Genomic DNA, 22,521 nt, shown 5'->3' with positions numbered 1-22,521 from the left:
CCGGTCAGGCGAAGAAGCCCAGCTTGACCACGAACAGGATCGACAGCACCCACATGGCGCTGTTCAGCTCGCGGGCGCGGCCGCAGCACAGCTTGATCGCCGTCCAGCTGATGAAGCCGAGGGCGATGCCGTTGGCGATGGAGAAGGTCAGCGGCATGGCCAGCGCGGCGATCAGCACCGGCGCGGCTTCGCTGAGGTCGTCCCAGGCGATGTCGGCCAGGCCGCCGGCCATCAGCACGGCGACGAAGAACAGCGCCGGGGCGGTGGCGTAGTCGGGCACCGCGGCGGCCAGCGGCGAGAAGAACAGGCTGAGCAGGAACAGCGCGGCGACCACGCAGGCGGTCAGCCCGGTGCGCCCGCCGGCGCTGATGCCGGCGGCCGACTCGATGAAGCTGGTGGTGGTCGAGGTGCCCAGCGCGGCGCCGGCCATGGTCGCCGTGCTGTCGGCCAGCAGGGCGCGGCCCAGGCGCGGCAGCCTGCCGTCGGTGTCGACCAGGCCGGCCTTCTGCGCCACGCCGATCAGGGTGCCGGAGGTGTCGAACAGGTCGACGAACAGGAAGGCGAAGATCACGCTGACCAGGCCGACGTCCAGCGCGCCGGCGATGTCCAGTTGCAGCAGGGTCGGCATCAGGCTCGGCGGCGGCGCCACCACGCGGTCCAGCTCGGTCAGGCCGAGGGCCAGCGCCGCGGCGGTGACGGCGAGGATGCCGATCATCACCGCCCCGGTGACGCGGTGGTGGACCAGCGCGACGGTGAGCAGGAAGCCGAGGCCGGCGAGCAGCGGGCCGGGCTGGCCGAGGTCGCCGAGGGCGACCAGGGTGGCCGGGTGGTCGACGACGATGCCGGTGTTCTTCAGCGCGATCAGCGCGAGGAACAGGCCGATGCCGGCGCTGATCGCCGTGCGCAGCGGCAGCGGGATGCTGTGGATGATCCACTCGCGGATGCGGAAGATCGACAGGGCGAAGAACAGCACGCCGGAGAGGAACACCGCGCCGAGCGCCACCTGCCACGTGTAGCCCATGGTCAGCACCACGGTGTAGGTGAAGAAGGCGTTGAGGCCCATGCCGGGGGCGAGGGCGATCGGGTAGTTGGCCAAGAGGCCCATGACCAGCGAGCCGATCGCGGCGGCCAGGCAGGTGGCGACGAACACCGCGCCCTGATCCATGCCGGTCTTGGCGAGGATGCTCGGGTTGACGAACAGCACGTAGGCCATGGTCAGGAAGGTGGTGATCCCGGCGAGGATCTCGGTGCGCACCGTGGTCTGGTGGGCCTTGAGGTGGAACAGTCTTTCCAGCATGGGGTTCTCCGGTGCTCGGCCTGCGCGAGCGGAACGCCGGGGTCGGCGCCAACGGCGCCCCCGCTGCCTTGTGGGCGGCAGGGGCGGGAAAAAAGGCACGCATCATACCAGCGCCGCGGCGCCTGGTGAAATTCTGCCCAGCTCAGCCCTTGCGCGCGCGCAGGATGACGAACTTGGGATTGGCGCCGACCTGGCTGACCTCGCGGAACAGGCGCTTGAGCTTGGCGTGGTAGCCGAGGTGGCGGTTGCCGACGATCCACAGCTCGCCGCCGCGCCCCAGCGCGGCGTGGGCCTGCTGGAACATGCGCCAGGCGAGGAAGTCGCCGACCACCTGCTGCTGGTGGAACGGTGGGTTGCACAGCACCAGGTCCAGCGAGGCCGGCGGCTGGCCGGCCAGGCCGTCGGCGGCGCGGATGGTGACGGGGCGCCCGCCCAGCGCGGCGCGCCAGTTCTCCTCGGCCGACTGCACGGCCATGAACGACTCGTCGACCAGGGTGTACTCGGCCTCGGGATTGGCCAGCGCGCTGGCGATGGCCAGCACGCCGTTGCCGCAGCCGAGATCCGCCACCCGCGCGGGGCCGAGGCCGCTCGGCAGCAAGGGCAGGAAGGCGCGGGTGCCGATGTCCAGGCCCTCGCGGCAGAACACGTTGGCGTGGTTGACCAGCTCCAGCCGCGGCTCGTCCAGGCGGTAGCGGGTCGGGTAGGGCGACAGCGGCGCCGGCCGGGCCTCGGGCGTGCACAGCAGCAGGCGCGCCTTCTTCACCGCCAGCGAGGCCTGCACCGGGCCGAGGTACTGCTCCAGCAGGTCGCCGGCGGCGCGCGGCAGGTGCTTGAGCATGCCGGCGGCCACCACCCGCGCGCCCGCGGCGAGCTGGCCGTGCAGGCGGATCAGCTGCTCCTCGAGCAGCGCCAGGGTCTTGGGCACGCGCAGCAGCACCCAGTCGAACGGACCCTGCGGCGTCTGGCTGGCCGGCACGAACTGCACCGCGTCCGCCGCCAGGCCGTTGCGCGCCAGGTTCTTCTGCAGCGCCAGGGCGCCGAGGAAGGAGTCGCCGCTGCTGACCACCCGGGCGTGCGGCGCCAGGGCGCAGGCCAGCGCGCCGAAGCCGTCGTTGAGCAGCAGCACGCGGCTGCCTTGGGCCAGGCCCTGCGCGTGCAGGTGCGCCAGCAGGTACTCGTCGGCGGCGTCGAAGGCCTGCAGCGGGTCGTGGCGCTGCTCGGGCTGGCGCAGCAGGTCGAGTTGGGCGAAGGGGGAGACGAACAGGGGCATGGGCGGGGGATTTGCGCTATATGAAGGAAGCCGCCGCGCCGGCGGCAGCGGAGGGAGGCAAGTATGACGGCCAGCGCAGAGAAGTTCACCCGCCAGCGCCTGCTCGAGGTGTGGCGCTGGTCGCCGAGCCTGTTCAGCCTGCGCTGCACGCGCGATCCGGGCTTCCGCTTCCGCGCCGGCCAGTTCGCCCGCCTCGGCGTGCGCAAGGCCGGCGGCGGCATCGTCTGGCGCGCCTACTCGATGGTCTCGGCGCCGCACGACGAGTTCCTCGAGTTCTTCTCCATCGAGGTGCCGGACGGCGAGTTCACCGGCGAGCTGAAGCAGCTGGCGGTCGGCGCCGAGCTGCTCATCGAGCGCCAGGCCTACGGCTATCTCACCCTCGACCGCTTCGTCGACGGTCGCGACCTCTGGCTGCTGGCCAGCGGCACCGGCGTGGCGCCCTTCCTGTCGATCCTCCAGGACCCCGAGGTATGGCAGCGCTTCGAGCGCATCGTGCTGGCCTACAGCGTGCGCAGCGCCGCCGAGCTGGCCTACCAGGCGCTGATCGCCGACCTGGCGCGCCGCGAGTGGCTGGAAGGAGCGGCGCACAAGCTGGTCTACCTGCCGGTGGTGACCCGCGAAAACCTGCCCGGCTGCCTGCAGGCCCGCCTCACTGCGCTGCTCGACAGCGGCGAGCTGGAGCGTGCCGCGGGGCTGCCCATCACCCCCGGGGATTCGCGGCTGATGCTGTGCGGCAACCCGGCGATGGTCGAGGAGCTGCATGCGCGGCTCAAGGCGCGCGGCCTGCAGCTCAGCCTCAGCCGGCGGCCGGGGCAGCTGGCGCTGGAGAACTATTGGTAAAGAACTACTGGTAAAAGGCTGGTTACGTTTTTCTCGCCGGACTGTCACACGCTGGCCTTATGATGGCGGCCTTGTTTCCGATCGAATGGTTCCGATGGACAGCGACAGTAGTTGCAGGCCGCCCGTGGCATCCGCACCGCGGGTGGCCTTCTCCCCGCTCTACCCCGTCTCCTGGCGTGCTTCCTGCATCGCCGTCATCCCGTATTGCGTATGCCCGCCTGCCCCCGGTAGCGCGGGCTGCCTTCGTTCTGCCGAGAGAGTCTGACCGCTATGGAATGGATCGCCGATCCGACGGCCTGGATGGGCCTGCTGACCCTGATCGTCCTGGAAATCGTGCTGGGCATCGACAACCTGGTGTTCATCGCCATCCTCGCCGACAAGCTGCCGCCGCAGCAGCGCGACCGGGCGCGGCTGATCGGCCTGTCGCTGGCGCTGCTGATGCGCCTGGGCCTGCTGGCCAGCATGGCCTGGCTGGTCACCCTCACCGAGCCGCTGTTCGAGGTGCTCGGCCAGAGCTTCTCCGGCCGCGACCTGATCATGCTGTTCGGTGGCGTGTTCCTGCTGTTCAAGGCCACCATGGAGCTGCACGAGCGTCTCGAGGGGCATGCCCAGTACAGCACCGGCAGTCGGACCTATGCGCAGTTCTGGCCGATCGTCGCGCAGATCGTGGTGCTCGATGCGGTGTTCTCCCTGGATGCGGTGATCACCGCGGTGGGCATGGTCGAGCAGCTGTCGGTGATGATGGTCGCGGTGATCATCTCCATCGGCCTGATGATGGTGGCCAGCAAGCCGCTGACCGCCTTCGTCAACGCCCGCCCGACGGTGATCATGCTGTGCCTGGGCTTCTTGATGATGATCGGCTTCAGCCTGACCGCCGAGGGCTTCGGTTTCCACATTCCCAAGGGCTACCTGTACGCGGCGATCGGCTTCTCGATCCTCATCGAGGTGTTCAACCAACTGGCCCGCCACCGCCGCAAGCGCAGCCTGCAGGAGGGCGCGCGCAGCCACCGCGAGCGCACCGCCCACGCCGTGCTGCGCCTGCTCGGCGGCAAGCCGGTGGCCGCCGACGAGGTCGGCGAGGAGATCGCCGACCTGCTGGAGGGCAGCGATGCCGGCGCGGCCGAGCCGTTCGACCGCCGCGAGCGGGTGATGATCAGCGGCGTGCTGCACCTGGCCGAGCGTTCGATCCGCACGGCGATGACCGAGCGCCACGCGGTCGACCACATCGACCTGGAAGCCGGCGCGGCGCAGATCCAGCAGGCCCTGCTCGAATCGCCGCACTCGCGCCTGCTGGTGCTGCGTGGTGGTGCGGTGGACGAGCCGCTCGGCTACGTGCACAAGAAGGAACTGCTCAGGGAGCTGCTGCGCGGTGCGCAGCCGGACATCGAAGGCCTGCTGCGCGCGCCGCTCAACCTGCCGGACAGCTGCACGGTGCTCGGCGCGCTGGAGCAGATGCGCGAGGCCCAGGCCCACGTGGCCTTCGTGGTCAACGAGTTCGGCGAGTTCCAGGGCCTGTTGACTCTCACCGACATCCTCGAGGCGATCGCCGGCGAGCTGCCGGATGCCAGCGAGGTGGCGGGCCCGGACATCGAGCCGTGCGCCGAGGGCTACCGGGTCAGCGGCGCCATCAACCTCAGCCTGCTGCGCGAGCGCCTGGGCTTCCAGGCGCGGCCGACCGAGGACTACCAGACCCTCGCCGGCCTGGCGCTGAGCCTGCTCGACCGCCTGCCGGCGATCGGCGACGCGCTGGAGTTCGCCGGCTGGCAGCTGCGGGTGATCGAGGTGCGGGAGCGAAGGGTCAGTCGCCTGCTGCTCAAGCCGCCGGCCCAGATGGCGTGAAAGCTGCTGCGCTTGCTCATGCTGCGTTGAAATCGGCTTCGGACAGTGGCTTGCCACTGAACGCCCGCAAGGGCGGCCCCGAAGGGGCGAGCGCAGCGAGTCATGCTCATTTGCAACCAGCAAACTCCGCTTCCTCAGCCGATTTCGCGGGGCCGCCCAGGCCTTGCCTGACCTGCGCTCGCGACGCTTTCACACCATCTGGGGGTATGGCTCAACAAGGCCAGAAACGACAACGGCGCCCATCGGGCGCCGTTGTGCGTTGTGCGGAAGGGCTATTTGTTCTGCTGCGCCTTGAGCAGGTCGCGGATCTCGCAGAGCAGCTCCTGGTCCTTGGTCGGTGCCGGCGGCGCGGCGGGGGCGGCCTCCTCCTCGCGCTTGAGCTTGTTGATCGCCTTGATGCCGATGAAGATGGCGAAGGCGATGATGGTGAAGTCGATGATGGTCTGGATGAACTTGCCGTAGGCCAGCAGCACCGCCGGCGTCTCGCCCTCGGCGGCCTTGAGGGTGATCGCCAGATCGCTGAAGTCGACCCCGCCGATGATCATGCCCAGCGGCGGCATGATCACGTCGCCGACCAGCGACGAGACGATCTTGCCGAAGGCGGCGCCGATGATGATGCCGACCGCCATGTCGATCATGTTGCCCTTGACGGCGAAGGCCTTGAATTCTTGCAGCAGGCTCATGGTTCACTCCCTGAGGTTTGGATTGCGGCCAGTATAGTCCGAGCGTGGCGGTTGGACATGCGCTGCGCTGGGTGGTTCAGCCGCCGCGGGCGGCCTGGCGCAGGCGCTCGGCGATCTGCTCGGTGAGGGTCACCCGCTGGTTCTTCAGGGTCTGCAGGGCCGCGTCGTCGAGCGGCTCGCGGCCGTCCTCGACGGCGTAGATGCGCTTGTCCAGCGCCTCGTAGCGTTCGGCCAGCTGGCCGAAATGGCTGTCGCTGGCCAGCAGCGCGCGCAACTGCTCCTGATGCTCGGGGAATTCGCGGTGCAGTGGATGACGTGCGTGGGGCATGACGATCACTCCCGGCTGGATGAGGTCCCTTGAGCCTAGCTCATCGGCCGCCGGCGTCATGGCATCGGCTCAGTGGGTCGGCGGGTTGATCAGGTAGCTCAGCAGCTCGTCCTCGCCATCGGCCGGGAAGATCGGCACGGCGCGCAGCGGCAGCTGCGCCAGCAGGGCCTGCCAGAACGCGCAGGCCTGGGCGTCCTGGCGGTAGAAGCGCACCACCCAGGGCGTGCCGTCGCCCATCAGCTGGGCGACCAGGGCGCGGCCGATGCCGTGGCGGCGGTAGCGGCGCAGGATGAACAGGTCGGCGAACTCGGCCGCGTCGATGCCCGGCAGCTCGCAGCGCTCGATCAGCAGGAAGCCGGCGATGAAGCCGTCGGCGAGGATCAGCCGGGCGCTCCAGCCCGGCTCCTGCCAGTAGCGCGCCAGGTGCTCCTCGTGGATGTAGAAGCGCCCGTCGGTCTCGACGTCCTCGCCTTCCCAGTCCGACGAGTCGTAGGCGTAGAACTGGTAGAGGTTGCGGATCAGCGGCAGTTGCGCGGCGCTGGCGGGGACGAGCTGGATCTGCATGGCGGGGCGACTCGGGCGCGGACGGAGCGCTATTATCGCGCTTTTCCGGACGGAGACCGCCATGGCCAAGGCCAAGCGCATGTACGGCTGCAGCGAGTGCGGCGCCACCTTCCCCAAGTGGGCCGGCCAGTGCGGCGAATGCGGGGCGTGGAACACCCTGATCGAGACCGTGCTGGAGGGGACGGCGACGCCCAGCGGCCGCGGCGGCTGGGCCGGCCAGCAGGCCAACGTCAGGACCCTCGCCGAGGTCAGCGTCGAGGAGACGCCGCGCTTCTCCACCGCCTCCAGCGAGCTGGACCGCGTGCTCGGCGGCGGCCTGGTCGACGGCTCGGTGGTGCTGATCGGCGGCGACCCGGGCATCGGCAAGTCGACCATCCTGCTGCAGACCCTGTGCCGCATCGCCGAGCGCATGCCGGCGCTGTACGTCACCGGCGAGGAGTCGCAGCAGCAGGTGGCGATGCGCGCGCGCCGCCTCGGCCTGCCCGAGGACAAGCTCAAGGTGATGACCGAGACCAACATCGAGACCATCATCGCCACCGCGCGCCAGGAGAAGCCGCGGGTGATGGTGATCGACTCGATCCAGACCATCTTCACCGAGCAGCTGCAGTCGGCGCCGGGCGGCGTCGCCCAGGTGCGCGAGAGCGCGGCGCTCTTGGTGCGCTTCGCCAAGCAGAGCGGCACCGCGGTGTTCCTGGTCGGCCACGTCACCAAGGAAGGTGCGCTGGCCGGCCCGCGGGTGCTCGAGCACATGGTCGACACCGTGCTGTACTTCGAGGGCGAGTCGGACGGCCGCCTGCGCCTGCTGCGCGCGGTGAAGAACCGCTTCGGCGCGGTCAACGAGCTGGGCGTGTTCGCCATGACCGACCGCGGCCTCAAGGAGGTCAGCAACCCCTCGGCGATCTTCCTCACCCGCGCCCAGGAGGAGGTGCCGGGCAGCGTGGTGATGGCCACCTGGGAGGGCTCGCGGCCGATGCTGGTGGAGGTGCAGGCGCTGGTCGACACCAGCCACATGGCCAACCCGCGCCGGGTGACCCTCGGCCTCGACCCCAACCGCCTGGCCATGCTGCTGGCCGTGCTGCACCGCCACGGCAGCATTCCCACCTACGACCAGGACGTGTTCCTCAACGTGGTCGGCGGGGTCAAGGTGCTGGAGACCGCCTCGGACCTGGCGCTGCTCGCCGCGGTGATCTCCAGCCTGCGCAACAAGCCGCTGCCGCACGACCTGCTGGTGTTCGGCGAGATCGGCCTGTCCGGCGAGATCCGCCCGGTGCCCAGCGGCCAGGAGCGCTTGAAGGAAGCCGCCAAGCACGGCTTCAAGCGCGCCATCGTGCCCAGGGGCAACGCGCCCAAGGAGTCGCCGGCGGGGCTGGAGGTGGTGGCGGTGACGCGCCTGGAGCAGGCGCTGGATGCGCTGTTCGAGTAGCGCCGGCTAGCCGCGCAGCAGGGCGCTCAGCTCGCGCTCGAGCAGCTCTCGGCTGCCCAGGTTGAGCTCGATGAGGCGGCGCAGGTGGGTGATCGAGTCGAGGTCGATCTCCCGGCAGTAGAAGCCGAGCAGGTCGTCGCTCTGGTGGGCCAGGCTCACCGTCATGCGCACCTCGACCTGCGGGGCGAGCTGGAGACTGGCGTGGATCGCGGTGTCGGGCTGCATTGCCCAGCCGGCCGGGCGGCTGACCAGCAGGCCCTTCAGGGACAGGTCATGCAGCTGCACGGTCCAGCGCTGCGCGCCGTGCCGCAGTTCGGCGTCGGCCTCGAAGGGGATGCGCTGGAAACGGCGACGCTCGTGGGACTGCTCGGGCATGACGGGGCTCCTCGATGGTTTGCGGCGGCACTATAAGCCATGTCGGGTCGGTGCGGCTGGGGTGCGGGCAAAAAGAAACCCGGCCGGGGCCGGGTTTCTTCAGTGCGCAGCGTGAGCCTTACTTGCCGTACACCGGCAGGCGGGCGCAGACGGCCTTGACCTTCTCGCGCACGGCGTCGATCACCGACTCGTCGCCCATGTTCTGCAGGATGTCGCAGATCCAGCCGGCCAGCTCGCGGCACTCGGCTTCGCCGAAACCGCGGGTGGTCACCGCCGGGGTGCCGATGCGCAGGCCGGAGGTGACGAAGGGCGAACGCGGGTCGTTCGGCACGGCGTTCTTGTTGACGGTGATGAAGGCGCGACCCAGGGCGGCGTCCGCGTCCTTGCCGGTGATGTCCTGCTTGATCAGGCTGAGCAGGAACAGGTGGTTCTGGGTGCCGCCGGAAACCACGTCGAAGCCGCGCTCGACGAACACCTCGGCCATGGCCTGGGCGTTCTTCACCACCTGCTGCTGGTAGGCCTTGAACTCGGGGCTCAGCGCTTCCTTGAAGCACACCGCCTTGGCGGCGATCACGTGCATCAGCGGGCCGCCCTGGCCGCCCGGGAACACGGCGGAGTTCAGCTTCTTCTCGATCTCCTCGTTGGCCTTGGCGAGGATCAGGCCGCCGCGCGGGCCGCGCAGGGTCTTGTGGGTGGTGGTGGTGACCACGTCGGCGAACGGCACCGGGTTCGGGTACACGCCGGCGGCGACCAGACCGGCCACGTGGGCCATGTCGACGAACAGGTAGGCACCGACCTTGTCGGCGATCTCGCGGAAGCGGGCGAAGTCCAGCACCTGCGAGTAGGCGGAGAAGCCGGCGATGATCATCTTCGGCTGGTGCTCGACGGCCAGGCGCTCGACCTCGTCGTAGTCGATCAGGCCGGTTTCCGGGTTCAGGCCGTACTGCACGGCGTTGTAGATCTTGCCGGAGAAGTTGACGCTGGCGCCGTGGGTCAGGTGGCCGCCGTGGGCCAGGCTCATGCCCAGCACGGTGTCGCCCGGCTTGACCAGCGCCTGGAACACCGCGGCGTTGGCCTGGGAGCCGGCGTGCGGCTGGACGTTGGCGTAGTCGGCGCCGAACAGCTCTTTGGCGCGGTCGATGGCCAGCTGCTCGACGATGTCGACGTATTCGCAACCGCCGTAGTAGCGCTTGTGCGGGTAGCCTTCGGCGTACTTGTTGGTCAGCACGCTGCCCTGGGCTTCCATCACCGCCGGGCTGGTGTAGTTTTCAGAGGCGATCAGCTCGATGTGCTCTTCCTGGCGCTGGGCTTCTTGCTCCATGGCGGCAAACAGGTCGGCGTCATAGCGGGCGAGGGTCAAATCACGGCTGAACATGGCGGTCCTCTGGGGATCGGGGCGAATAGGGAGATAAGAGCGGTATTCTACCCGAATGCCGCCGGGCTGGCACATGAATGGGCGTCACGCGTCAGACAAGCGGCCCTCATGCGCCCGCCGCGGCCCGCCAGTCCCGCTGGTTTGCCCTGTCCGGCGCATTCGGGTAGCTTTGCGCCACGCGTGCGAGGCCCCTGCGGCGCGGAGTTCGCCGCCGGCCTTGCCCCCACCGTCGTCAACCATTCAGGTCCGTCATGGCTCAATACGTTTTCACCATGCATCGGCTCGGCAAGGTCGTGCCGCCGAAGCGTCAGATTCTCAAGGACATCTCCCTGTCGTTCTTCCCCGGCGCCAAGATCGGCGTGCTCGGCCTGAACGGCGCGGGCAAGTCGACCCTGCTGCGCATCATGGCCGGCGTCGATACCGAGTTCGAAGGCGAGGCCCGGCCGATGCCCGGGATCAAGATCGGCTACCTGCCACAGGAGCCGCAGCTCGATCCGGAGAAGAGCGTGCGCGAGATCGTCGAGGAGGCGGTGGGCGAGATCAAGCAGGCCCAGGCCCGCCTCGACGAGGTGTACGCCGCCTACGCCGAGCCGGACGCCGACTTCGACGCGCTGGCCGCCGAGCAGGCCAAGCTGGAAGCCATCCTGCAGGCCGCCGACGGCCACAACCTCGAGCGCCAGCTGGAAGTCGCCGCCGACGCCCTGCGCCTGCCGGCCTGGGACGCCAGGATCGAGCACCTCTCCGGTGGCGAGAAGCGCCGCGTGGCGCTGTGCCGCCTGCTGCTGTCGGCTCCCGACATGCTGCTGCTGGACGAACCGACCAACCACCTGGACGCCGACTCGGTGGCCTGGCTGGAGCGCTTCCTCCACGACTTCCCCGGCACCGTGGTGGCGATCACCCACGACCGCTACTTCCTCGACAACGTCGCCGGCTGGATCCTCGAACTGGACCGTGGCGAGGGCATCCCCTTCGAGGGCAACTACTCGCAGTGGCTGGAATCCAAGGCCGCCCGTCTGGCCCAGGAGGCCAAGCAGGAAGCCGCCCATGCCAAGGCGATGAAGGCCGAGCTGGAGTGGGTGCGCCAGGGGGCCAAGGCCCGCCAGGCCAAGTCCAAGGCGCGCCTGCAGCGTTTCGAGGAGATGCAGTCGCAGGAATTCCAGAAGCGCAGCGAGACCAACGAGATCTACATTCCGGCCGGTCCGCGCCTGGGCGACAAGGTCATCGAGTTCAACGGCGTGAGCAAGGGCTACGGCGATCGCCAGCTGATCGACAACCTGACCTTCAGCGTGCCCAAGGGCGCCATCGTCGGGGTGATCGGCGGCAACGGCGCGGGCAAGTCGACCCTGTTCCGCATGATCCTCGGCAAGGAGCAGCCGGACGCCGGCAGCATCGACATCGGCGAGACCGTGCAGATCGCCAGCGTCGACCAGAGCCGCGAGCACCTCGACGGCAGCAAGACCGTGTGGGAGCAGGTCTCCGACGGCTTCGACATGATCAAGGTGGGCAACTACGAGGTGCCCTCGCGCGGCTACGTCGGTCGCTTCAACTTCAAGGGCGCCGACCAGCAGAAGTTCGTCAAGGACCTCTCCGGCGGTGAGCGCGGGCGCCTGCACCTGGCGCTGACCCTCAAGCAGGGCGGCAACGTGCTGCTGCTCGACGAACCGTCCAACGACCTCGACGTGGAAACCCTGCGCGCCCTGGAAGAGGCGCTGCTCGACTTCCCCGGCGCGGCCATCGTGATCTCCCACGACCGCTGGTTCCTCGACCGCATCGCCACCCACATCCTCTCCTACGAGGACGATGCCCAGGTGTACTTCTTCGAAGGCAACTACACCGAGTTCGAGGCCGACCGCAAGAAGCGCCTCGGCGACGCGGCGGCCCAGCCGCACCGGGTGCGCTACAAGAAGCTGGCCTGAACGGCCGCCGGATGAAGAAACGGAGCCTCAGGGCTCCGTTTTTTCTTGCCGGCCTCTGGCTGCACGCCAGTCGAGCATGTCAGCCGAGCATCTCCAGCTCCGGCGTCGTGGCCGCCTTGGGCTGTTCCCCGGCGCCATCGTGCAGCATCACCCGGTTGCGCCCGGCGTGCTTGGCGCGGTACAGCGCGGCGTCGGCGTCGCTGGCCAGCGCCTTGGCCTCCTGTTCGCCGTGCAGCTCGGCGATGCCGCAGCTGAAGCTGCAGCTCAGATCCTGCGCCTGGGTGGGGAACTTGATCTCGGCGAAGCGCCGGCGGATCTCGTCGAGCACCCGCGCCGCGGTGGCCGCGTCGGTGTCCGGCAGCACCACGGCGAACTCCTCGCCGCCGTAGCGGCCGATGTGGTCGGTCTTGCGCAGGCGCTGCTTGAGGAACAGCGCCAGGCTCTTGATCACCCGGTCGCCCATCGGGTGGCCGTAGCGGTCGTTGACCTGCTTGAAGTGGTCGATGTCGAGCATGGCGAAGGCCAGCGGCCGCTGCTCGCGGCGGGCGCGCACCCGGGCGTCCTCGAGCAGCTGGAGGATGTGGGTGTGGTTGTACAGCCCGGTCAGGCTGTCGCGCACCATGCGCGCCTTGAGGTTGCGCGCACGGGCGGCGCGGTTGCGCACGGTGGCGATCAGGTGGCGGGCCTTGATCGGCTTGGTCAGGAAGTCGTCGCCGCCCTCGCTCATGGCGTCGAGCTGCTTGTCGATGTCGCCCTCGGCCGACAGGTAGATGATCGGCACGCTGACGTAGCGCTCGTGGTGGCGGATCACCTTGGCCAGCTCGGTTCCCAGGCACTCGGGCATGTACATGTCGAGGATGATCAGGTCGGGCTGGAACTCGCCGAGTTCGGCCATCACGCGGATCGGGTCGGTCAGGCTGCGGGTGATGATCCCGGCGCTGTTGAGCATGCGCTCGGTGAAGATGGTCTGCGCCCGCGAGTCGTCGACGATCAGCACCTTGTAGGGTTCGTGCTGGGTCAGCCGGGTCAGGTCCTCGAGGCGTTCGAGCAGGGCCGAGGCATCCAGGCTGCCGCAGAAGAAGTCCTCGCCGCCGGCGCGCACCGCCGCCAGGCGGGTGCGGGTGTCGGCCTCGTGCTCGCTGAAGAACAGCACCGGCAGCTTTTCGCCCAGGCCCTGCTGGGCTTCCTCGATCAGCAGCAGGCCGCCGCCGGCTCCGGCGAAGTCGATCTCCATGACGATGGCCGCCGGGTGGCGCTGGCGCATGGTCAGGCGGAAGTCGTCGGCGCCGTCCAGCGGCAGCGCGGTGAAGCCGAAGAACTCCAGCTGGCGGGCCAGGCGCTCGCTGCGCTCGGCGTCGCACAGCCCCAGGTAGATCGGCTTGCGCAGGCGGCTGAGGATGCCCGCGTCGCAGTCGTCGCCCTGGCGCAGGCCGGTGCGCGCCAGGCGCTGCATCAGGCTGTCGAGCTCGCTGATCAGGTGGCTGCTCAGGCGGCCGCGGTTGGCGTCGACGGCCTGCAGGCACTGCTCGATGGCGGCGGCCAGCTGGACGTGGCGCGGCTGCTGGAAGCGCTCGGCGAAATGGCCGAGGCGCCGGGTGGCGGCGCTCAGCTGGGCCATGTAGGTGGTGTTCCACTCGCTGCGCTGCAGGCTCAGCCACAGCTCGAGCACTTCGCGCGCCTGGTGGATCACCCGCTGGGCGAAGTGCTGCTTGAGGCGATCGCTGCTGTGCTCTTCGTGCTCGTTCATGCTGCCGGGTTCCGTGGCTGAGTGTCGGCGTGCAGGGTTTCCGCTGACTGCGGTCACCGGTCCTTTGAACGGCTCAGTATAACCTCGCAGTGTTGCCGGAATGCGTCGATTGTCGCATTCCGATGGTGCCTTGTGGTGGCGGCGCTGCCGTTGATCGGCGTCAGTGCAAACCGGCGGCGGGCCGTCCAATTGAAGACGATGCCGATCCTGCGGAGCAGCCGGGATGGCCGCCATTGCCGCCCCCCATGCCGCCCTCGATGCCCTGGCCTCCGAGCGGCGCAGAGCTGAGCCGCTCGAGACTGGCCCCGGCCGCCGGTTGCAGCCGTTCTTGTCATTCCCTGGCTGCGGGTCAACAATCGGCGGCAGTCCGCCCGTCGTCGCGCTGCGCTTGCCCGCCGCCCGGCCGGGTCGCCCGGCGCGGCCGCTCGCCGCGCCTGCCCGTCACCTGTGTGGAACCCCCTCGATGGCCGATTTCCAGCAATCCCTGCGCCTGCTGCCCGAGCAGCTGGGCAGCCAGTTCAGCGCCGAGCTGCTCAACTTCAACAGTACCGACGAACTCGAGCCGTTCCGCGGCGTGCTCGGCCAGGAGCGCGCGGTGGCCGCCCTGCAGTTCGGCGTGGCCATGCCGCGCCCCGGCTACAACGTGTTCGTCATGGGCGAGTCGGGCACCGGGCGCTTCTCCTTCGTGCGCCGCTACCTCAAGGCCGAGGCCAAGCGCCAGGTCACCCCGTGCGACTGGGTCTACGTCAACAACTTCGACGAGCCGCGCGAGCCGCGTGCGCTGCGCCTCGACCAGGGCAGCGCCCAGGGGCTGATGGCCGACATCGACCAGTTGATCGACAATCTGCTGGCCACCTTCCCGGCGGTGTTCGAGACGCCCACCTACCAGCAGAAGAAGAGCGCCATCGACCGCGCCTTCAACCAGCGCTACGACCGCGCCCTGGATATCATCGAGAAGCAGGCCCTGGAGCGCGGTATCGCCCTGTACCGCGACAGCGCCAACATCGCCTTCACCCCGATGCAGGACGGCAAGGCGCTGGACGAGGCCGAGTTCGCCCAGCTGCCGGAAGCCGAGCGCGAGCGCTTCCACGACGACATCGCCGAGCTGGAGGAGCGCCTCAACGAGGAGCTGGTCGGCCTGCCGCAATGGAAGCGCGAGTCGAGCAACCAGCTGCGCCAGCTCAACGAGGAGACCATCACCCTGGCCCTGCAGCCGCTGCTGGCGCCGCTGTCGGCCAAGTATGCGGAGAACGTCGGCGTCTGCACCTGGCTGCAGGCCCTGCAGCTCAACCTGCTGAAGACCGTGGTCGACCAGCTGGTCGAGGACAACCGTCCGGATGCGCAGAAGCGCCAGGGGCTGGTGGAGTTCTATGCGCCCAGCCTGGTGGTCGGCCATGTCCACAACGGCGGCGCGCCGGTGGTGTTCGAGCCGCACCCGACCTACGACAACCTGTTCGGCCGCATCGAGTACAGCTCCGACCAGGGCGCGCTGTACACCAGCTATCGCCAGCTGCGCCCCGGTGCGCTGCACCGCGCCAACGGCGGCTTCCTGATCCTCGAGGCCGAGCGGCTGCTCTCCGAGCCGTTCGTCTGGGACGCGCTCAAGCGCGCCCTGCACTCGCGCCAGCTGAAGATGGAGTCGCCGCTGGCCGAGCTCGGCCGCATCGCCACCGTCACCCTCACCCCGCAGGTGATCCCGCTGCAGGTCAAGGTGGTGATCGTCGGCTCGCGCGAGGTCTACTACGCCTTGCAGGACCTCGACCCGGACTTCCAGGAGCTGTTCCGCGTGCTCGCCGACTTCGACGAGGACATCCCGCTGCTCGAGGACAGCCTCGAGCAGTTCGCCCAGCTGCTGAAGACGCGCACCTCCGAGGAGGGCCTGGCGCCGCTGACCAACGATGCCGTGGCGCGCCTGGCGACCTACAGCGCGCGCCTGGCCGAGCACCAGGGGCGGCTGTCGGCGCGCATCGGCGACCTGTTCCAGCTGGTCAGCGAGGCCGACTTCATCCGCCAACTGGCCGGCGAGGCGCTCACCGACGTCGGCCACATCGAGCGCGCGCTCAAGGCCAAGGCCACCCGCACCGGCCGGGTATCGGCGCGCATCCTCGACGACATGCTGGCCGGGGTGATCCTGATCGACACCGCCGGCGCCGCCATGGGCAAGTGCAACGGCCTGACCGTGCTGGAAGTCGGCGACTCGGCGTTCGGCGTGCCGGCGCGCATCTCCGCCACCGTCTATCCCGGCAGCTCGGGCATCGTCGACATCGAGCGCGAGGTCAGCCTCGGCCAGCCGATCCACTCCAAGGGGGTGATGATCCTCACCGGCTATCTCGGCAGCCGCTACGCCCAGGAGTTCCCCCTGGAGATCTCGGCGAGCATCGCCCTCGAGCAGTCCTATGGCTACGTCGACGGCGACAGCGCCTCGCTCGGCGAGGTGTGCACGCTGATCTCGGCCCTGTCGCGGGTGCCGCTCAAGCAGTGCTTCGCCATCACCGGCTCGATCAACCAGTTCGGCGAGGTGCAGGCGGTCGGCGGAGTCAACGAGAAGATCGAGGGCTTCTTCCGCCTGTGCGAGGCGCGCGGCCTCACCGGCGAGCAGGGGGTGATCATTCCCCACGCCAACGTGTGCAACCTGATGCTCGACGAGCGGGTGATCCAGGCGGTGCGCGCCGGGCAGTTCAGCGTCTACGCCGTGCGCACGGTGGACGAGGCGCTGAGCCTGCTGGTCGGCGAGCTGGCCGGCAGCGCCGACGAGTGCGGCATGTTCCCCGCCGGCTGCGTCAACGCGCGGGTGGTCGAGCGCCTGCGCGAGATCGCCGAGATCGAGGAGGAAACGGAAGCGGAGGAGGGCGAGAGCGCCGCCAGGGACGAGCCCCAGGCCAGGAGCCCGGCCGCCGCGCAGCCGCCGCGCCAGGCCCGTCGTCGCCGCTACTGAGACGCCCCGGGCGCGTTCTGGCGGTTTTCTGTACAGCCGGCCGCGGGCTGCCGCGGCTGGCCGGTTGCGCCCATCTGCCCCCGTCTCATGCACAAGGTTATCCACAGATCGCGGGGATAACTGGCGACTTTCCAGCAGGGCCCCGGGCGACTAGGATCAAGTCAGGACCCTGCGAGGAGAGTCGCCATGTCGCGTCACTTCTGTCTGACCCGGCGCAGCCCGGGCATCGTCACGCGCATCGAATGCACGATCCGCCCGCTGGCCGGTGGCCAGGGCCTGTGGACGCTGCTCTGCGCTGCCGGCCTGAATGCCTGCCAGCCCTCGGCGGTCAAGGCGCAAGGCCCGTTCCACGGCCTCGCCGAGGCGCAGGAGGTGCTCGCCGAAATCGTCGAGAATCTGCACAACCAGGGCTATCAGACGGTCGCCGAACCGCCGATCTGGTGCCTGCACCTGCAGGCCGAACTGCGCCGGCAGAATGCCGGGCGCGGCCATCCGGCCGGCGGCTTCCGCCTGGTGCCCTAGGACGGCAGCCGCCGCTCGGGCCAGCTACGCACGGCCTGCCGTTCGTCGTCGTGCGCCATTCATCCAGAATCCTTCCACACAGTTATCCACAGCCTGCGGCGCTGCCCGGGCTGCAGGAAGGAGCGGACGGGCGGTATACTCGCCGCTCCCTTGTTCACCGCCGTGCCCCTTTCATGGAACGACTCATCGAAAACACCATGTACGCCGCGCGCTGGCTGCTGGCGCCGATCTATTTCGGCCTGTCGCTGGCGCTGCTGGCCCTGGCCCTGAAGTTCTTCCAGGAAATCTTCCACGTCCTGCCCCACGTGTTCGAGCTGGCCGAGGCCGAGCTGATCCTGGTGCTGCTGTCGCTGATCGACATGGCGCTGGTCGGCGGCCTGCTGGTGATGGTGATGTTCTCCGGCTACGAGAACTTCGTTTCCCAGCTCGACATCGCCGACGGCAGGGAGAAGCTCGAGTGGCTGGGCAAGATGGACGCCGGCTCGCTCAAGCTCAAGGTGGCCTCGTCCATCGTGGCGATCTCCTCGATCCACCTGCTGCGCATGTTCATGGACGCGCAGAAGATCCCCAACGACAAGCTGCTGTGGTACGTGATCATCCACATGACCTTCGTGGTCTCGGCCTTCGCCATGGCCTACGTGGACAAGCTGACCAAGCACTGACCCGGCCTTGCGTGCTCCCGCCACCGCCCGTCTCGCCTCCGGCAGACGGGCGGTGGCGTTTTTGCCTTGCAGAAGCGTCTTGCTGTACGAATGCTGTACGCTATGTGCTTTGCGTATAGATATGCTGCGAGGTGGCCGCCCCATGAACCTGCACGATGTATCCAGGCATGCCCGGACCGGGCGCGCGGTAGCCCCGGAGGGCGACATCCGCGTTCGCGAAGCGCAGCTGGACGGCCGTCCGCCGCGTCTGGCCGTCGGGCCGTGAGCATCGCCGCCCTGCGCCTGGTCCTCGGCGACCAGCTGTCCTTCGACCTGGCTGCGCTGGACGGCCTCGATCCGGCGCGCGACCGCGTACTGCTCGCCGAGGTGGCCGAGGAAGCCGGCCACGTGCCGCACCATCCGCAGAAGATCGCCTTCCTGTTCAGCGCCATGCGCCACTTCGCGGAAGGCCTGCGCGAGCGCGGCGTGGCGGTGGACTACGTGACCCTCGACGATCCGCACAACAGCGGCTCGCTGGCCGGCGAGCTGGCGCGCTTCGCGGCCCGGCACCGGCCCCAGAGCATCCACGTCACCGAGGCCGGCGACTGGCGGGTCGAGCAGGCGCTCAAGGCCAGCGGCCTGCCGATCGTCTGGCATGCCGACATCCGCTTTCTCTGCGCGCGCGCCGAGTTCGCCCGCTGGGCGCAGGGCAAGAAGCAGCTGCGCATGGAGTTCTTCTATCGCGAGATGCGCAAGCGGACCGGCCTGCTGCTGCACCCGGACGGCACGCCCGAGGGCGGCGCCTGGAACTTCGACGCCGACAACCGCAAGGCGCTGCCCCGCGGCCTGCGCGGCCCCCTGCCGCTGCGCTGCGCGCCGGACGCCATCAGCCGCGAGGTGCTGGCGCTGGTGGCCGAACGCTTCGCCCACCACTACGGTCGCCTCGACGGCTTCGACTATCCGGTGACCCACGCCGAGGCCGAGCAGCTCTGGGCGCATTTCCTCGATTTCGGCCTGGCCGCCTTCGGCGACTACCAGGATGCCATGGCCGAGGGCGAGCCGTTCCTGTTCCATGCCAGGATCGGCGCCGCGCTCAACGTCGGCCTGCTCGACGTGCGCCGGCTGTGCGCCGACGTGGAAACGGCCTACCGGCAGGGGCGGGTGGCGCTGAACGCCGCCGAGGGCTTCATCCGCCAGCTGATCGGCTGGCGCGAGTACGTGCGCGGCATCTACTGGCTGCAGATGCCGGACTACGCGCAGCGCAACGCCTTCGCCAGCACGCGGGCGCTGCCGGAGTTCTACTGGAGCGGGCAGACGCGGATGAACTGCCTGCGCCAGGTGATCGGCCAGACCCTCGAGCACGCCTACGCCCACCATATCCAGCGGCTGATGGTCACCGGCAACTTCGCCCTGCTCGCCGGCATCGCGCCGCCGGCGCTGTGCGGCTGGTACCTGGCGGTGTACATGGATGCCTTCGACTGGGTGGAGCTGCCCAACGTGCTGGGCATGGTGCTGCACGCCGACGGCGGCTACCTGGGCTCCAAGCCCTACTGCGCCAGCGGCCAGTACATCAGGCGCATGTCCGACTACTGCCAGGGCTGCGCCTACAAGGTGAGCGAAAGCACCACGGACGACGCCTGCCCGTTCAACGCGCTGTACTGGCACTTCCTGATCCGCCACCGCGACCGGCTGGAGGGCAATCCACGGATGGGCATGGTCTACCGGAACCTGGCGCGCATGGACGAAGCCAGGCGCCAGGCACTGTGGCAGCGCGGCGAGGCGCTGCTGGCGCGGCTGGATGGCGGGGAGGCGCTGTGAGGAAGAAGGCCGATCTGCCGGTGAAGGTCTGCGCGGTGTGCGGCCTGCCGTTCGCCTGGCGCAGGAAGTGGGCGCGCTGCTGGGACGAGGTGCGCTACTGCTCGGAGCGCTGCCGGCGCGGGCGCGGCAGGACGGGGTAGCCGGCGCCAGCCTGCGCTGCCCGGGCGCCGGGCGTCTGTGCTAGTCTGCCCGGCCTTTTCACCCCTTGCGTGGAGTTCCCATGTCCCAACTCGACCTTTCCACCGACGAAGCCCGGGTCAGCTACGGCATCGGCCGTCAGCTCGGCGGCCAGCTGCGCGACAACCCGCCGCCCGGCGTCAGCCTGGACGCCATCCTCGCCGGCCTGGCCGACGCCTTCAGCGGCGCCGACAGCCGCGTGGCCAACGACGCGCTGACCGCCAGCTTCCAGGTGATCCGCGAGCGCATGCAGGCCGAGCAGGCGGCCAAGGCCGAGGCTGCCGCCGCCGCCGGTCGCGACTACCTGGCCGAGAACGCCAAGCGCGAGGGCGTCACCGTGCTGGCCTCCGGCCTGCAGTTCGAGGTGCTGGTGCAGGGCGAGGGCGCCAAGCCGAGCGCCGACGATCACGTGCGCACCCACTACCACGGCACCCTGATCGACGGCACCGTGTTCGACAGCTCCTACGAGCGCGGCCAGCCGGCGGAATTCCCGGTCGGCGGCGTGATCCCGGGCTGGGTTGAGGCCCTGCAGCTGATGAACGCCGGCAGCAAGTGGCGCCTGCACGTGCCGAGCGAACTGGCCTACGGCGCCCAGGCGGTCGGCAGCATCCCGCCGCACAGCGTGCTGGTGTTCGACGTCGAGCTGCTGGACATCCTGTAAGGTCGTTCACGATCTGCTGCGCGTCGGCCATGCTGCGTTGCGATCGGCTTCGGACTGCTCATTTACAACTCGTAAACTCCGCGTCCTCAGCCGCTCGCGCCTTGCCTGGCTCTAGCTCGCGAGATCGTGAGCTTCCCGCGCCTAGCTGGGAAAGCGAAAACGCCCGTCGCGGCCAGGCCGGACGGGCGTTCTGTCGTGTGCGGGAAGCTCAGTGGGTGCGCGCGACGGCGAATTCGGTCAGCTCCACCAGGGCGTCGCGGTACTCGCTGGCCGGCAGCACGTCGAGGCTGGCGATGGCCCGGGCTGCGTAGTCGCGGGCCTTCTGCGCGGTGTAGTCGAGGGCGCCGGCGGCTTCCACGGCGGCGCGGATGCTTTCCAGGTCTTCGATGCCGCCCTGCTGGATGGCCTTGCGCACCAGCGCGGCCTGCTCGGGACTGCCTGCGCGCATGGTGTGGATCAGCGGCAGGGTCGGCTTGCCCTCGGCCAGATCGTCGCCGACGTTCTTGCCCAGGGTGGCGGCGTCGCCGCGGTAGTCGAGCAGGTCGTCGACCAGTTGGAAGGCGACGCCGAGGGCGTCACCGAAGGTGCGCAGCGCATCGACCTGCGCGGCGCTGGCGCCGGCCAGCAGCGCGGCGCTGTGGGTGGAGGCCTCGAACAGCATCGCGGTCTTGCCGCGGATGACCTCCATGTAGATCTCCTCGGTGGTGCTGGCGTCGCGGATCTTCGACAGCTGCAGCACCTCGCCCTCGGCGATCACCCGGGTGGCGTTGGCCAGCACCTGCATCACCGGCAGCTCGCCGAGCTCGACCAGCATCTCGAAGGAGCGCGCGTAGAGGAAATCGCCGACCAGCACGCTGGGCGCGTTGCCCCACAGCGCGTTGGCGGTGGAGCGGCCGCGGCGCATGCCGGACTTGTCGACCACGTCGTCGTGCAGCAGGGTGGCGGTGTGCAGGAACTCGATGGTGGCGGCCAGCAGCTCGAGGCGCTCGCCGCGGGCGCCGAGGGCGTTGCCGGCCAGCAGCACCAGCAGCGGACGCAGGCGCTTGCCGCCGGCGGAGGTGATGTAGTCGCCGATCTTCTCCACCAGCGGCACGCGCGAGGCGAGCTGGCGACGGATGATGCCGTCGACGGCGGTGAAATCGTCCGCCACCACGCGGTAAAAGGCCTGGGGTTGCATCGGCTGACAGGGCTCCTCTTTAATTGCGCGGCATGCTAGGTGTCGGGTCCGGCACTGTCAAGGCGAGCCGGAGGCGCACTTGCCAGGCCGCGCGGCCTTGCGTACAATCGCCGGCCCGAACATCCCTGGCATTCCCTGCCTTACGCAATGCAGTGGCGACCCTTCCGGCGCCATGCAGCCATGCTGGCCAATAACTCCTCCACCAAAGCGCCAGGTGAGCAGGTCTAACGGAGACATCCCATGTACGCAGTAATTGTTACCGGCGGCAAGCAATACAAGGTCGCTGAAGGCGAATTCCTCAAGATCGAAAAGCTCGACGTGGCGACCGGCGAAAGCGTGGCTTTCGAACAGGTCCTGCTGGTCGGCAACGGTGACGACGTCAAGATCGGTGCTCCGGTCGTCGAAGGCGCCAAGGTGACCGCCGAAGTGATCGCCCAGGGCCGTCACGACAAGGTGCGCATCATCAAGTTCCGTCGCCGCAAGCACCACATGAAGCGTCAGGGCCACCGTCAGTGGTTCACCGAAATCAAGATCACCGGCATCCAGGCCTGATCCCCCTCTTTTTCCGGAGTATTGACTCATGGCACACAAAAAAGCTGGCGGTTCTACCCGTAACGGCCGCGATTCCGAAAGTAAACGCCTTGGCGTGAAGATGTACGGCAGCCAGGCCGTCGTTGCCGGCAACATCCTCGTGCGTCAGCGCGGCACCAAGTTCCACGCCGGCGTCGGCGTCGGCATGGGCAAGGACCACACCCTGTTCGCCAAGGTGAACGGCGTGGTGAAGTTCGAGACCAAGGGTGCCTTCGGTCGCAAATACGTGAGCATCGTGACCAACTGATCGCGCGCTTGCCGAAAAAGCCCTGTCTGCCGACAGGGCTTTTTTATTTGTACTTCCCTTGCTCTAATGACCCGCCGATGGTGGGAGGCGTTACC

Annotated in this window: 21 protein-coding genes; 12 read left to right on the top strand and 9 right to left on the bottom strand. The window is 68.9% G+C overall.

Features of this window, described 5'->3' with window-relative positions; all coding sequences use genetic code 11:
* Positions 1–4: 4 nt before the first annotated feature.
* Both RA210_RS16505 and RA210_RS16500 read right to left on the bottom strand, forming a co-directional pair.
* Entirely contained in the window at positions 5–1,297 is a 1,293-nt protein-coding gene (locus tag RA210_RS16505) for an NCS2 family permease (RefSeq protein WP_201487317.1), read from the bottom strand.
* Positions 1,298–1,439: 142 nt separating this feature from the next.
* Entirely contained in the window at positions 1,440–2,567 is a 1,128-nt protein-coding gene (locus RA210_RS16500) for a methyltransferase (protein ID WP_201487316.1), read from the bottom strand.
* A gap of 63 nt (positions 2,568–2,630) precedes the next feature.
* Here RA210_RS16500 and RA210_RS16495 point away from each other — a divergent pair, with 63 nt between their 5' ends.
* Complete coding sequence (locus RA210_RS16495) at positions 2,631–3,407, top strand: ferredoxin--NADP reductase (RefSeq protein WP_201487315.1); 777 nt, start codon at positions 2,631–2,633, stop codon at positions 3,405–3,407.
* Positions 3,408–3,677: 270 nt separating this feature from the next.
* Entirely contained in the window at positions 3,678–5,246 is a 1,569-nt protein-coding gene (locus RA210_RS16490) for a TerC family protein (RefSeq protein WP_201487314.1), read from the top strand.
* Positions 5,247–5,518: 272 nt separating this feature from the next.
* Here the strand turns inward: RA210_RS16490 and mscL are convergent, their stop codons facing one another.
* The 3 genes from mscL to RA210_RS16475 form a co-directional block, all read right to left on the bottom strand.
* Positions 5,519–5,929, bottom strand: coding sequence for a large-conductance mechanosensitive channel protein MscL (gene mscL, locus RA210_RS16485; protein WP_136489934.1), 411 nt, complete (start codon positions 5,927–5,929; stop codon positions 5,519–5,521).
* Positions 5,930–6,005: 76 nt separating this feature from the next.
* A complete protein-coding gene (locus RA210_RS16480; RefSeq protein WP_201487313.1) occupies positions 6,006–6,257 on the bottom strand; it encodes a YdcH family protein in 252 nt (83 codons plus the stop codon).
* Between the two features lie 69 nt (positions 6,258–6,326).
* Positions 6,327–6,821: a GNAT family N-acetyltransferase gene (locus RA210_RS16475; RefSeq protein WP_136489936.1), complete on the bottom strand. Its 495-nt coding sequence runs from the start codon at positions 6,819–6,821 to the stop codon at positions 6,327–6,329.
* 61 nt (positions 6,822–6,882) lie between these two features.
* On the opposite strand from RA210_RS16475, the gene radA reads away from it, so the two are divergent.
* A complete protein-coding gene (gene radA / locus RA210_RS16470; protein WP_136489937.1) occupies positions 6,883–8,244 on the top strand; it encodes a DNA repair protein RadA in 1,362 nt (453 codons plus the stop codon).
* 6 nt (positions 8,245–8,250) lie between these two features.
* Here the strand turns inward: radA and RA210_RS16465 are convergent, their stop codons facing one another.
* Complete coding sequence (locus RA210_RS16465) at positions 8,251–8,619, bottom strand: PilZ domain-containing protein (RefSeq protein WP_136489938.1); 369 nt, start codon at positions 8,617–8,619, stop codon at positions 8,251–8,253.
* A 118-nt stretch (positions 8,620–8,737) separates the two neighbouring features.
* Positions 8,738–9,994: a serine hydroxymethyltransferase gene (glyA, locus tag RA210_RS16460; protein ID WP_136489939.1), complete on the bottom strand. Its 1,257-nt coding sequence runs from the start codon at positions 9,992–9,994 to the stop codon at positions 8,738–8,740.
* Positions 9,995–10,245: 251 nt separating this feature from the next.
* Between glyA and ettA the strand changes: the two genes are divergently transcribed.
* On the top strand, positions 10,246–11,910 hold the full coding sequence (gene ettA, locus RA210_RS16455) for an energy-dependent translational throttle protein EttA (RefSeq protein WP_136489940.1): 1,665 nt from the start codon (positions 10,246–10,248) through the stop codon (positions 11,908–11,910).
* A gap of 79 nt (positions 11,911–11,989) precedes the next feature.
* Here the strand turns inward: ettA and RA210_RS16450 are convergent, their stop codons facing one another.
* Positions 11,990–13,657 (bottom strand): diguanylate cyclase, encoded by a 1,668-nt coding sequence (locus RA210_RS16450; protein ID WP_136489941.1) that lies wholly within the window; start codon positions 13,655–13,657, stop codon positions 11,990–11,992.
* 463 nt (positions 13,658–14,120) lie between these two features.
* Here RA210_RS16450 and RA210_RS16445 point away from each other — a divergent pair, with 463 nt between their 5' ends.
* The 6 genes from RA210_RS16445 to RA210_RS16420 all read left to right on the top strand — a co-directional run bounded on the left by RA210_RS16445 (position 14,121) and on the right by RA210_RS16420 (position 20,411).
* Entirely contained in the window at positions 14,121–16,592 is a 2,472-nt protein-coding gene (locus tag RA210_RS16445) for a Lon protease family protein (protein ID WP_201487312.1), read from the top strand.
* A 186-nt stretch (positions 16,593–16,778) separates the two neighbouring features.
* On the top strand, positions 16,779–17,114 hold the full coding sequence (locus tag RA210_RS16440) for a PA4575 family protein (protein ID WP_136489943.1): 336 nt from the start codon (positions 16,779–16,781) through the stop codon (positions 17,112–17,114).
* Between the two features lie 173 nt (positions 17,115–17,287).
* A complete protein-coding gene (locus RA210_RS16435) occupies positions 17,288–17,776 on the top strand; it encodes a TIGR00645 family protein (RefSeq protein ID WP_136489944.1) in 489 nt (162 codons plus the stop codon).
* 261 nt (positions 17,777–18,037) lie between these two features.
* Complete coding sequence (locus RA210_RS16430; RefSeq protein WP_201487311.1) at positions 18,038–19,573, top strand: cryptochrome/photolyase family protein; 1,536 nt, start codon at positions 18,038–18,040, stop codon at positions 19,571–19,573.
* Positions 19,570–19,713 carry a DUF2256 domain-containing protein gene (locus RA210_RS16425; protein WP_136489946.1) on the top strand — a complete coding sequence of 48 codons (144 nt, stop codon included), beginning with the start codon at positions 19,570–19,572 and terminating at the stop codon, positions 19,711–19,713. The genes RA210_RS16430 and RA210_RS16425 overlap by 4 nt, the downstream gene beginning before the upstream one ends.
* A gap of 80 nt (positions 19,714–19,793) precedes the next feature.
* Positions 19,794–20,411, top strand: coding sequence for an FKBP-type peptidyl-prolyl cis-trans isomerase (locus RA210_RS16420; protein ID WP_201487310.1), 618 nt, complete (start codon positions 19,794–19,796; stop codon positions 20,409–20,411).
* A 208-nt stretch (positions 20,412–20,619) separates the two neighbouring features.
* Here RA210_RS16420 and RA210_RS16415 read toward each other — a convergent pair whose 3' ends face one another.
* Positions 20,620–21,588, bottom strand: a complete 969-nt coding sequence (locus RA210_RS16415; RefSeq protein ID WP_136489948.1) for a polyprenyl synthetase family protein — start codon at positions 21,586–21,588, stop codon at positions 20,620–20,622.
* A 240-nt stretch (positions 21,589–21,828) separates the two neighbouring features.
* Between RA210_RS16415 and rplU the strand changes: the two genes are divergently transcribed.
* Positions 21,829–22,140 (top strand): 50S ribosomal protein L21, encoded by a 312-nt coding sequence (rplU, locus tag RA210_RS16410; protein ID WP_136489950.1) that lies wholly within the window; start codon positions 21,829–21,831, stop codon positions 22,138–22,140.
* A gap of 28 nt (positions 22,141–22,168) precedes the next feature.
* Positions 22,169–22,426: a 50S ribosomal protein L27 gene (gene rpmA / locus RA210_RS16405; protein WP_136489951.1), complete on the top strand. Its 258-nt coding sequence runs from the start codon at positions 22,169–22,171 to the stop codon at positions 22,424–22,426.
* The last annotated feature ends 95 nt before the right edge of the window (positions 22,427–22,521 follow it).

The organism is Pseudomonas sp. OF001 (genome assembly GCF_904426495.1).
GTDB lineage: Bacteria > Pseudomonadota > Gammaproteobacteria > Pseudomonadales > Pseudomonadaceae > Geopseudomonas.
The sequence above is the reverse complement of the archived record's forward strand: the minus strand, read 5'-3'. Positions and strand labels throughout refer to the sequence as shown.

Coding starts and splice junctions, on each gene's coding strand:
- RA210_RS16420 (WP_201487310.1), top strand. CDS start 19,794: ATGTCCCAACTCGACCTTTCCACCGACGAAGCCCGGGTCAGCTACGGC.
- ettA (WP_136489940.1), top strand. CDS start 10,246: ATGGCTCAATACGTTTTCACCATGCATCGGCTCGGCAAGGTCGTGCCG.
- RA210_RS16450 (WP_136489941.1), bottom strand. CDS start 13,657: ATGAACGAGCACGAAGAGCACAGCAGCGATCGCCTCAAGCAGCACTTC.
- RA210_RS16415 (WP_136489948.1), bottom strand. CDS start 21,588: ATGCAACCCCAGGCCTTTTACCGCGTGGTGGCGGACGATTTCACCGCC.
- RA210_RS16475 (WP_136489936.1), bottom strand. CDS start 6,821: ATGCAGATCCAGCTCGTCCCCGCCAGCGCCGCGCAACTGCCGCTGATC.
- RA210_RS16490 (WP_201487314.1), top strand. CDS start 3,678: ATGGAATGGATCGCCGATCCGACGGCCTGGATGGGCCTGCTGACCCTG.
- rpmA (WP_136489951.1), top strand. CDS start 22,169: ATGGCACACAAAAAAGCTGGCGGTTCTACCCGTAACGGCCGCGATTCC.
- radA (WP_136489937.1), top strand. CDS start 6,883: ATGGCCAAGGCCAAGCGCATGTACGGCTGCAGCGAGTGCGGCGCCACC.
- glyA (WP_136489939.1), bottom strand. CDS start 9,994: ATGTTCAGCCGTGATTTGACCCTCGCCCGCTATGACGCCGACCTGTTT.
- RA210_RS16500 (WP_201487316.1), bottom strand. CDS start 2,567: ATGCCCCTGTTCGTCTCCCCCTTCGCCCAACTCGACCTGCTGCGCCAG.
- RA210_RS16465 (WP_136489938.1), bottom strand. CDS start 8,619: ATGCCCGAGCAGTCCCACGAGCGTCGCCGTTTCCAGCGCATCCCCTTC.
- RA210_RS16445 (WP_201487312.1), top strand. CDS start 14,121: ATGGCCGATTTCCAGCAATCCCTGCGCCTGCTGCCCGAGCAGCTGGGC.
- rplU (WP_136489950.1), top strand. CDS start 21,829: ATGTACGCAGTAATTGTTACCGGCGGCAAGCAATACAAGGTCGCTGAA.
- RA210_RS16505 (WP_201487317.1), bottom strand. CDS start 1,297: ATGCTGGAAAGACTGTTCCACCTCAAGGCCCACCAGACCACGGTGCGC.
- mscL (WP_136489934.1), bottom strand. CDS start 5,929: ATGAGCCTGCTGCAAGAATTCAAGGCCTTCGCCGTCAAGGGCAACATG.
- RA210_RS16435 (WP_136489944.1), top strand. CDS start 17,288: ATGGAACGACTCATCGAAAACACCATGTACGCCGCGCGCTGGCTGCTG.
- RA210_RS16495 (WP_201487315.1), top strand. CDS start 2,631: ATGACGGCCAGCGCAGAGAAGTTCACCCGCCAGCGCCTGCTCGAGGTG.
- RA210_RS16480 (WP_201487313.1), bottom strand. CDS start 6,257: ATGCCCCACGCACGTCATCCACTGCACCGCGAATTCCCCGAGCATCAG.
- RA210_RS16440 (WP_136489943.1), top strand. CDS start 16,779: ATGTCGCGTCACTTCTGTCTGACCCGGCGCAGCCCGGGCATCGTCACG.